The sequence below is a fragment of the Jatrophihabitans sp. genome, from assembly GCF_036389215.1.
Lineage (GTDB): Bacteria > Actinomycetota > Actinomycetes > Mycobacteriales > Jatrophihabitantaceae > Jatrophihabitans_A.
Map to the genome: position 1 here is coordinate 1 of NZ_DASVQG010000040.1, position 8,494 is coordinate 8,494.

Consider the following 8,494-nt stretch of genomic DNA (forward strand, 5'->3'; position numbering starts at 1 on the left):
ACCGCTGCCGCAGTGCTGGCTGTCAGCTCAACGGTTGCCGTCGGAGCCGGGACGGCCGGCGCCGCCGGGCCCGGATACCGGACCCAGTCACTGCACTTCTCGGTGACCACCGGCCCGGCCGGCGACCAGCGCCGGTGTGACATCGCCGGCGATCTCTACACCCCGGACGGCGCCTCGGCGCAGCAGCCGGTGCCGGCCATCCTCACCACCAACGGCTTCGGCGGCTCGGCCGCCGACCAGACCCCGTTCGCCCAGCAGTACGCGGCCCTCGGCTACGCGGTGCTCTCCTACTCCGGGCTGGGCTTCGGCGGCTCCGGGTGCAAGATCACCCTGGACGACCCGGACTACGACGGCGTGGCCGGCAGCCAGCTGGTGAGCTTCCTCGGCGGCGCGCCCGGAATCGCCTTCACCGACGCCGCGCACACCGATCCGGTCCCGGCGCCGGACTACGTGCTGCACGACGCGGTGGACCACCACGGCATCGCCCGGCAGTACGACCCGCGGGTGGGGATGTGGGGCGGCTCCTACGGCGGGCAGATCCAGTTCGCGGTCGCCTCGGTCGACGCCCGGGTCGACGTCCTCAACCCGCAGATCACCTGGAACGACCTGAGCTACTCCCTCGGGCCGAACCACGCCGGGGCCGACACTCCCGGTACCAGCACGCCCGGCGCCACCAAGCTGTCCTGGGCCGGCGCCTTCTCTGCGATCGGCATCTTCGACGGCGCCGAGTACGCCCTGCAGGACCCGCAGCGCATGGTCGGCTGTCCCAACTTCGCCGAGTTCGTCTGCCCGGCGCTGGTCACCGCAGGCAGCACCGGTTACCTGCAACCGGGCGATGCCGCCACCCTCCGGCACGCCTCGGTCGCCAGCTACCTGCCCCGGATCACCGTTCCGGTGCTGCTGGACCAGGGCGAGGTGGACACCCTGTTCACCCTCAACGAGTCGATCGCCACCTACCAGGCGCTGCGCCGCCAGCACACGCCGGTGGCGCTGATGTGGCGCTACAACGGCCACTCCGGCGGCACTCCCTCGGCAGCCGGCGCAGCCTATGAGTCGGCCCGGATCCAGGCCTGGTTCGATCACTACCTCAAGGGCAGCGACGTCAGCACCGGCCCCGGCTTCGCCTACTACCAGGACTGGTCGGGCACGGTGGCAACCGCCTCCAGCTACCCGGTGGGCAAGCCGCGACGGCTCTACCTGTCCGGCGCCGACCTCGTCAGCGACGGGGTGCGGCCGGGGTCGCAGTCGTTCACCACGCCGGCGGCCGGGGCCCCGAGCACCCTGGGCAACCTCGACGTCGTCGGCTCCCGGGTCGACGTGCCGCTGGACAATCCGGACGTGAACCTGCCCGGGACGTTCGCGTCCTGGACCGGCGCGCCGCTGAGCACGCCGGTCACCGTGGTGGGCACGCCCACCCTGGACGTCCAGCTCTCGGCCCCGACGGCCGAACTCAGCCAGGCCAGCGGCCCCGGCGGCCAGCTCGTCCTGTTCGCCAAGCTCTACGACATCGGCCCGGACGGGACGGCACGGCTGATCAACGGCCTGGTGGCCCCTACCCGGATCTCCGACGTCACCAGGAGCGTGCACATCACCCTGCCGGGCATCGCGCACCGCTTCGACGCCGGCCACCGGATCGCCCTCTACCTCGCCGGTGGCGACACCAACTACCGCGGTGGCCAGCTGGCGACTCCGGTGACGGTCAGCACCGGCTCGACCAGCCAGGTGCTCACCCTGCCGGTACGTTGACCCTCCGCGCGCTTCCCGGTCTCGATCCAGTACCACCACAGGGAGACCATCGAGCAGATACGACGAGGACGACGCCGGGATGACCCCTTTGCCAGCTGGTGGATAGAAGTGTTACACCATAGGTAAAAACGGTGTTACATTCCTATCATGCGTACCGGGTTGCTTCCCCCTACCTTCACTACTGCGGCGGCCTTGTCCCGTGGGGTGCATCCTCGGAATCTGTATGCCTGGCGCGATGACGGTCAGGTCATCGAGCTATCCCGTGGGGTGTTCCGGCGTGCGGACGCACCTCCAGCAAGCTATCCGGATCTGCTGGCGGTGGCCTACCGATCCCCGGCAGCAATCGTGTGTTTGCCGTTCGGCCGCGGCACTTCATGACCTGAGTGATGAGATCTCCGCGGCGGTGCAGATCGCGGTGCCATCACAGCACCGCCCACCCCGGATTGCCTATCCACCGACAGAGGTGTTCCGCTTCGATGCCGCGACGTTCGAGCTTGGTATGTCGCGTGTCGAGGCAGCACCTGAGGAATGGGTTCGAATCTACGACGCGACGCGAACAGTGGTCGACCTGATGCGTCTTCGCGGTCGGTTGGGTGATGACCTGGCCTACAGCGCACTGCAGCGATACCTGCGTCGTCATGATGCCCGTCCGACAGAGTTGCTGAGGCTGGCATCCGTATTGGCCGTGCGTGGGCCCATGCAGCGAGCACTCGACGTCGCCATGGCGCAATGAGCCGACCGCCGAGAGGAACGGCAGCCGGGCGTGCCTACCTCGACCTGCAAAGTCGGGCCCGAGCCGAGGGCCGCGGCACGCAGGAGCTACTGACGCTGTACGTCGTCGAGCGGTGGCTGGCTCGGCTGAGCGCCTCGCCGTACCGCGATCAGTTCGTCCTCAAAGGCGGGATGCTGCTGGCAGCGTTCGACGCGCGTCGGCCGACGGCAGACGTGGACGTACAGGCTCGTGACTTCGCCATGAAGCGACGACCGTTTCCCGAGTCACGGCCGTGGCTGGTCACCCCGTGCCCGATGACGGTGTCGAGTTCGATCTGGGGACCGTGACCTGTCGAGTGATACGAGGCGAGGACCTCTACTCCGGCCTACGCATCGCAATGAACTGCGCTATCGCATCGGCGACGGTCAAACTCCGTCTGGACGTGAACTTCGGTGATCCGATCGTCCCGGCACCGCAGACCATTGGGTTGCCCGCACTGCGGCCAGGCGGGCCGGCGATCAGCATCCTGGGCTACCCGATCGAGACCGTCCTGGCCGAGAAGATCGCTACTGCCATCACCCTGGGCGCGGCGAACACCCGGGTACGGGACTACGCAGACGTCTACACGTTGACGGGTAATCGAGATCTCACGCACGGCGCGGTTCGTAAGGCATTGCTCGCCACGATGAACCATCGACGAGCCGACCTCGTTGCGCTGTCAACCGTCACAGGCGGCATCGTCAATTTGCGGAGCAGAACGTACGCCGCCTACCGCACCGGGCTGGGGCCGGACCGTATGAGCCTCCCGGAGGACTTCTCAACTGTGGTGAACGCAGCCGTCGCCTTCGCCGACAGGCTCGCTGAGGGGGCATCACCGACGACGAGTTGGGACAGTGCGAGGCGCTCGTGGATCGACTAGCTCGGTGCGCGTGCCTCGGCGCTGGTCAGGGCGGCGCGCCGAGAGCCAGCTGTCAGCCCTGCCGGCGCCTGCCCAGCTCCTCGAGCAGCCGTAGCCAGACCTCGCTGACCGTCGGGTAGGAGGGCACCACGTGCCGCAGCACCGGCACCGGGATCTGGGCCACCACCGCCATGGTCGCGGAATGGGTCAGCTCCGCGACGCCGGTACCGACGAAGGTGGCGCCGACCACCACATCGCGCTGCCGGTCGATCACCAGTTTGGCCCGGCCGACGTAGTTCTCCCGCAGCAGGTACGTGCCGGCCAGCGCCGCCAGATCGTGCTCGACCGTCTCGATGTCCAGGCCCCGGTCGCGGGCCTGCTGCTCGCTCAGGCCGACCGAACCGATCTCGGGATCGGTGAAGGTCACCTGCGGCACCTGGTCGTGATCGGCGACATCGGCATGCCGGCCGAACGGGTCGGTGTCCAGCGGCTGCCCGGCGGCCCGGGCAGCGATCACCTCACCGGCGATCCGGGCCTGGTACTTGCCCATGTGGGTCAGCAGCGCCCGGCCGCACAGGTCTCCGATCGCGTACAGCCAGTTTCCCTCGACCCCTTCGACGCACAACTGGTCATCGACGCTCAGGTAGCCACCGGACTTCAGGCCCACCGTCTCCAGGCCGATGTCGTCGCTGTGCGGGCGGCGCCCGGCCGCCACCAGCACCTCGTCGGCGGTGATCTGCTCGCCGGTGTCGAGGGTGACGCTCACCTCGCCGCCGTGCTGATGCCCCACCGGGGCGTCGTTGACCTCGGCCCGCTGCGCCGAGGTGACCTTGGTACCGGTCCGGACCGTGATGCCGGCCGCCCGGAACTGCTCGGCGATGATCTCGCCGGCGAACGGCTCGTTGCGGGCCAGCAGCCTGGGCGCGTCCTCGATCACGGTGATCTCCTCGACACCCAGCCCGTGCAGCCAGGTCACCGACTCGCAGGCCACCACGCCGCCACCGACCACCACCATCCGGCGGGGCACCTCATGCATGTTGGTCACATCGCGCGAGGTCCACGGCCGGGCCTCGGCCAGCCCCGGCACCGGCGGGATCGCCGCGGAGCTGCCGGTGTCCAGCACCACGGCGTGCCGGGCGGTCAGCACCCGCTCGGCGCCGTCCGGACCGGTTACCGTCACCTCGCGCTCGCCTGACAACCTGCCGTAGCCGCGCACGACGTCGATGCCCGCCCCGATCGCCCAGTCGACCTGGGAACCGTCGTCGAGCCGGTTGACCACCGCGTCCCGACGGGCCAGCACCGCGGCCACGTCGAGCCGCCGCTCACCGACGATCTCCCGCACCCCGGGCAGGTTGCGCCCGGTCGAGAGCACCTCCACCGGGCGCAGCAGCGCCTTGCTCGGCATGCACGCCCAGTAGGAGCACTCACCCCCGAGCAGCTCGGACTCGACGATCACCGCCCGCAGGCCGGAGAACTGGGTCGCGTACTGCGCGACGTTCTCACCGGGCGGCCCACCCCCGACCACGATGACGTCCCATTCCTGGCGATCCGGATCGACTGCCGCGTCCACACCGACCTGCCTTCCTGGGCCTGTGGCCCCTCACGTCGTGCACAACCGCCGCGCGCCTCGCCATCGTCTCAGCGCCGGGCGAACGCACTGCGCCGGTCGGCCTGCTCGGTGAGCGTATTAGCTGCCGCCCGGCCGGCGATACGCCTCTGCCCGGGCAAGGCACGAATCGAACTAGCATCGGAAGTACCCACGGGGAAGGGCGGCACGGCTATGACCAGAAGCGACACGAAGAGCATGATCGGTACCGATCCGGCAGCGCTGGCCGAGCAGGTCGCCGAGATCGCGCACAGCCTGACGCTGGAGCAACAGGTGCGCCTGCTCACCGGGGCGGACATGTGGAGCACCCACGCCGAACCGGCCGCGGGCCTTCGGTCCATGGTGCTCTCCGACGGCCCGTCCGGCGTCCGCGGCCAGATCTGGGACGAGCGGGACCCCTCGCTCAACCTGCCGTCGGCAACCGCGCTCAGCGCGGCCTGGGATCCGGAACTGGCTTATCGCTACGGCCAGATCGCCGCCGCCGAGGCGATCCGCAAGGGCGTCGACGTCGTCCTCGGCCCGACCATCAACCTGCACCGCAGCCCGCTCGGCGGCCGGCACTTCGAGGCGTACTCCGAGGATCCGCTGCTCACTGCCGAGATCGGCACCGCCTTCGTCCGGGGAGTGCAGTCGGCCGGCATCGCTGCCTGCCCGAAGCATTACATCGCCAACGATTTCGAGACCGAGCGGTTCACCGCCTCGGTGGAGGTCAGTGACCAGGCGCTGCACGAGGTGTACCTGGCACCCTTCGAGCGGGCGGTCCGCGACGGCGGCGCCTGGACGGTGATGTCGTCCTACAACGCCGTCCGGGGCGTCACCATGTCGGAGAACGACCTGCTGCGCAGCCCGCTGTGCCAGGAGTGGGGCTTTGACGGGGTGGTCATCTCGGACTGGACCGCGGTCCGGTCACTGGCGGCGGCCAAGGCCCGGCAGGACCTGGCGATGCCCGGCCCGAACGGGCCCTGGGGCGAGGCCCTGGTGGCCGCCGTCCGGGCCGGTGAGGTGCCGGCCGAGGCGATCGAGGAGAAGGTGCGCCGGCTGCTGCTGCTGGCCGTCCGGGTCGGCGCGCTGGACGCTGAACCCGACGACCGGCCCAGGCCCATCATCGATGCCGGCTTCGCCCGGGAGGTGGAGGCCCGGGGCATCGTGCTGGTACGCAACGCCGGTGGCCTGCTGCCGTTGCGGGCGCCGGCCAGCATCGCCGTCAGCGGCCAGAATGCCGAGTTGCCCCGCACCCAGGGCGGCGGCAGCGCGACGGTGGTCCCGAGCGAGGTCATCTCCCCGCTGACCGGGCTGCGCCAGGCGCTGCCGGCCACCGTGGTGAGCTATCACCTCGGTGCCGTCGTCCAGTCGGGCATCGCGGAGCTGCCGCTGGACTGCCTCACCGATCCCGAGACCGGCTCGGCCGGGCTGCGGGTGCGCTTCCGCGACACCGCCGGCAACGTGGTGCTCGACGAGGTCAGGTTCGCCAGCGCGCTGGTGTGGCTGGGCAACGCGCCCGAGGGTGACCTGGACACCCTGGAGATCACCACCGACTACCGCCCTCCGGTCAGCGGGCCGGTCGAGCTGGGCTTCGCCGTGGTCGGGCTGACCGTGCTGTCGATCGACGGCACCAACGTGCTGGCGGCCGAGAACGACGTCGCGGGCCACGACCCGGCCACCGCGGTGCTCTCACCGCCGGCCAGCACCACCGTGGTCGACCTGCAGGCCGGCCGCAGCTACCGGCTGCGGCTGGAACACTCGCTGAGCGGCAGGTCCCGGCTGCCCGGCACCCTCGGCATCACGCTCGGGTCCCGCCCCGCGGTGGCATCGGAGGACGCCCTGATCGCCGAAGCCGCCGAGGCGGCCCGCGAGGCCGAGGTGGCGGTCGTGGTGGTCGGCACCAACTCCGAGGTGGAGTCGGAGGGATTCGACCGCACCTCGCTGGCGCTGCCGGGCCGGCAGGACGACCTGGTCCGGGCGGTGGCGGCGGCCAATCCACGCACCGTGGTCGTGGTGAACTCCGGCTCGCCGGTCGCCATGCCCTGGCGCTCGGAGGTGCAGGCGGTGCTGCTCACCTGGTTCGGCGGCCAGGAGTTCGGCCGGGCGCTGGCGGACGTGCTCAGCGGCGCGGTCGAGCCGGGCGGCCGGTTGCCGACCACCTGGCCGGGCGAGGAGGCCGACGTGCCGGTGATCGACGTGCAACCGGTCGACGGCGTGCTGCGCTACGACGAGGGCATCCACATCGGCTACCGGGCCTGGCTGCGCGCGGGCACCGAGCCTGCCTACCCGTTCGGGTTCGGGCTCGGTTACACCAGCTTCGAGTACGAGTCGCTGGCGGTGGCCCGCCCGGGCGCCGGGGACCCGGACTGCGCCGCCGAGGTGTCGGTCCGGCTGCGCAACACCGGTCAGCGGGCCGGCCGCGAGGTGGTGCAGGTCTACCTGTCCCGGCCGGAGTCCGCCCATGACCGCCCGGTGCGCTGGCTGGCCGGCTTCGCCGGCGTCGAGGTCCCTGCCGGTGAGACGGTGACGGTCAGCATCGCGCTGCCCCGGCGCGCCTTCGAGCACTGGCAGCAGGACGGCTGGGCGCTGGAGCCGGGCGGCTTCACCGTCGAGGCCGGGCCGCACGTGGCTAGCCTGCCGCTGCGTGCCGAGCTTGCGCTGTGAGCAGGTCCTTGCCGAGGTGGATCGCCAGCGGCCTGTCGGCGTAGTGGCCGAACGGCGGGACCGGCTGGTAGCCGCAGGACTGGTACAGCGCGACCGCCTCGGGCTGGCGGCTGCCGGTCTCCAGCAGCAGCCAGCGGGCACCGGCCTCACGGGCGGTGTCCTCCAGGCGGGCCAGCATCGCCCGGGCGTAGCCGCGCCCGCGTTCGCCGGCCGTCACGTACATCCGCTTCACCTCGGCCACCGGTGCCGCCCAGGACGTCTGCGGGTGCCCGTCGTCATGCCTGCGCCAGCCGCCCATCGCGACCGGTTCGCGGCCGAGGTAGCCGACCAGGAAGAGTCCCTGCGGCGGCCGGAACTCCAGCGGATCCATGGGGGACGCGTCCGGGCCGCCGTAGCGCTGGACGTACTCCTCCTGCACCTCGGCGATCAGCCGCTGGGCGTCGGGATGGTCGTAGCCGACCGCGGAAATGGACAGGCGGGTGGAAGAAGCGCTCACCCCTGCATTATCGAATGCCGCCCGACGGCGGCGCGGGCCGGTGCGGTCCGCCCGGCGAGCAGGTCCGAGGCGGCCTGGACATCCAGCGGCCGGGACAGCAGGTAGCCCTGCGCCCGGGCGCAGCCCAGCGCCCGGACCTGCTGCAGCTGGTGCTCGTCCTCGATGCCCTCGATGGTGGTCTCCAGCGACAGCGCCTCGGCTACCTGCAATACCGCCCGCAGCAGCGCCGCCCCGCTGAGCTCGCCGTTGAGCCGGTCCACGAAGGACTTGTCGACCTTGACGATGTCCAGCGGAAAGTTGACCAGCTGCCCGAGCGAGGAGTAACCCACCCCGAAGTCGTCCAGGGCCAGCGCGACGCCGAGGTCCTTGAGCTGGGTCAGCACCGTCACC

General features: G+C 70.8%; 9 protein-coding genes. 6 read left to right on the forward strand and 3 right to left on the reverse strand.

The window, feature by feature from the left end; all coding sequences use genetic code 11:
* From VF542_RS01725 to VF542_RS01745, 5 genes are all read left to right on the forward strand, one after another.
* Positions 1 to 1,746: CocE/NonD family hydrolase (locus VF542_RS01725; protein ID WP_408649979.1), on the forward strand; the 1,746-nt coding region annotated here is incomplete at its 5' end.
* A gap of 147 nt (positions 1,747 to 1,893) precedes the next feature.
* A complete protein-coding gene (locus tag VF542_RS01730) occupies positions 1,894 to 2,124 on the forward strand; it encodes a type IV toxin-antitoxin system AbiEi family antitoxin domain-containing protein (protein WP_408649980.1) in 231 nt (76 codons plus the stop codon).
* Between the two features lie 25 nt (positions 2,125 to 2,149).
* On the forward strand, positions 2,150 to 2,479 hold the full coding sequence (locus tag VF542_RS01735; protein WP_408649981.1) for a type IV toxin-antitoxin system AbiEi family antitoxin domain-containing protein: 330 nt from the start codon (positions 2,150 to 2,152) through the stop codon (positions 2,477 to 2,479).
* Positions 2,476 to 2,805 (forward strand): nucleotidyl transferase AbiEii/AbiGii toxin family protein, encoded by a 330-nt coding sequence (locus VF542_RS01740; protein ID WP_408649982.1) that lies wholly within the window; start codon positions 2,476 to 2,478, stop codon positions 2,803 to 2,805. Before VF542_RS01735 ends, VF542_RS01740 begins: the two co-directional genes overlap by 4 nt.
* Positions 2,766 to 3,377, forward strand: coding sequence for a nucleotidyl transferase AbiEii/AbiGii toxin family protein (locus tag VF542_RS01745; protein WP_408649983.1), 612 nt, complete (start codon positions 2,766 to 2,768; stop codon positions 3,375 to 3,377). The genes VF542_RS01740 and VF542_RS01745 overlap by 40 nt, the downstream gene beginning before the upstream one ends.
* 52 nt (positions 3,378 to 3,429) lie before the next feature.
* Here VF542_RS01745 and VF542_RS01750 read toward each other — a convergent pair whose 3' ends face one another.
* Positions 3,430 to 4,926: a dihydrolipoyl dehydrogenase family protein gene (locus VF542_RS01750; protein ID WP_408649984.1), complete on the reverse strand. Its 1,497-nt coding sequence runs from the start codon at positions 4,924 to 4,926 to the stop codon at positions 3,430 to 3,432.
* A 210-nt stretch (positions 4,927 to 5,136) separates the two neighbouring features.
* Here VF542_RS01750 and VF542_RS01755 point away from each other — a divergent pair, with 210 nt between their 5' ends.
* Positions 5,137 to 7,608, forward strand: a complete 2,472-nt coding sequence (locus VF542_RS01755) for a beta-glucosidase family protein (protein WP_408649985.1) — start codon at positions 5,137 to 5,139, stop codon at positions 7,606 to 7,608.
* Here VF542_RS01755 and VF542_RS01760 read toward each other — a convergent pair.
* Positions 7,574 to 8,083: a GNAT family N-acetyltransferase gene (locus tag VF542_RS01760; RefSeq protein WP_408649987.1), complete on the reverse strand. Its 510-nt coding sequence runs from the start codon at positions 8,081 to 8,083 to the stop codon at positions 7,574 to 7,576. The two genes, VF542_RS01755 and VF542_RS01760, sit on opposite strands and share 35 nt — an antisense overlap.
* Before the next feature lie 17 nt (positions 8,084 to 8,100).
* Positions 8,101 to 8,494 (reverse strand): EAL domain-containing protein (locus VF542_RS01765; protein ID WP_408649986.1); only part of this gene is annotated, 394 nt, incomplete at its 5' end.

Excerpts from the sequence above, each read along its gene's own strand:
- VF542_RS01730 (WP_408649980.1), top strand. The coding sequence starts at position 1,894 with ATGCGTACCGGGTTGCTTCCCCCTACCTTCACTACTGCGGCGGCCTTG.
- VF542_RS01755 (WP_408649985.1), top strand. The coding sequence starts at position 5,137 with ATGACCAGAAGCGACACGAAGAGCATGATCGGTACCGATCCGGCAGCG.
- VF542_RS01740 (WP_408649982.1), top strand. The coding sequence starts at position 2,476 with ATGAGCCGACCGCCGAGAGGAACGGCAGCCGGGCGTGCCTACCTCGAC.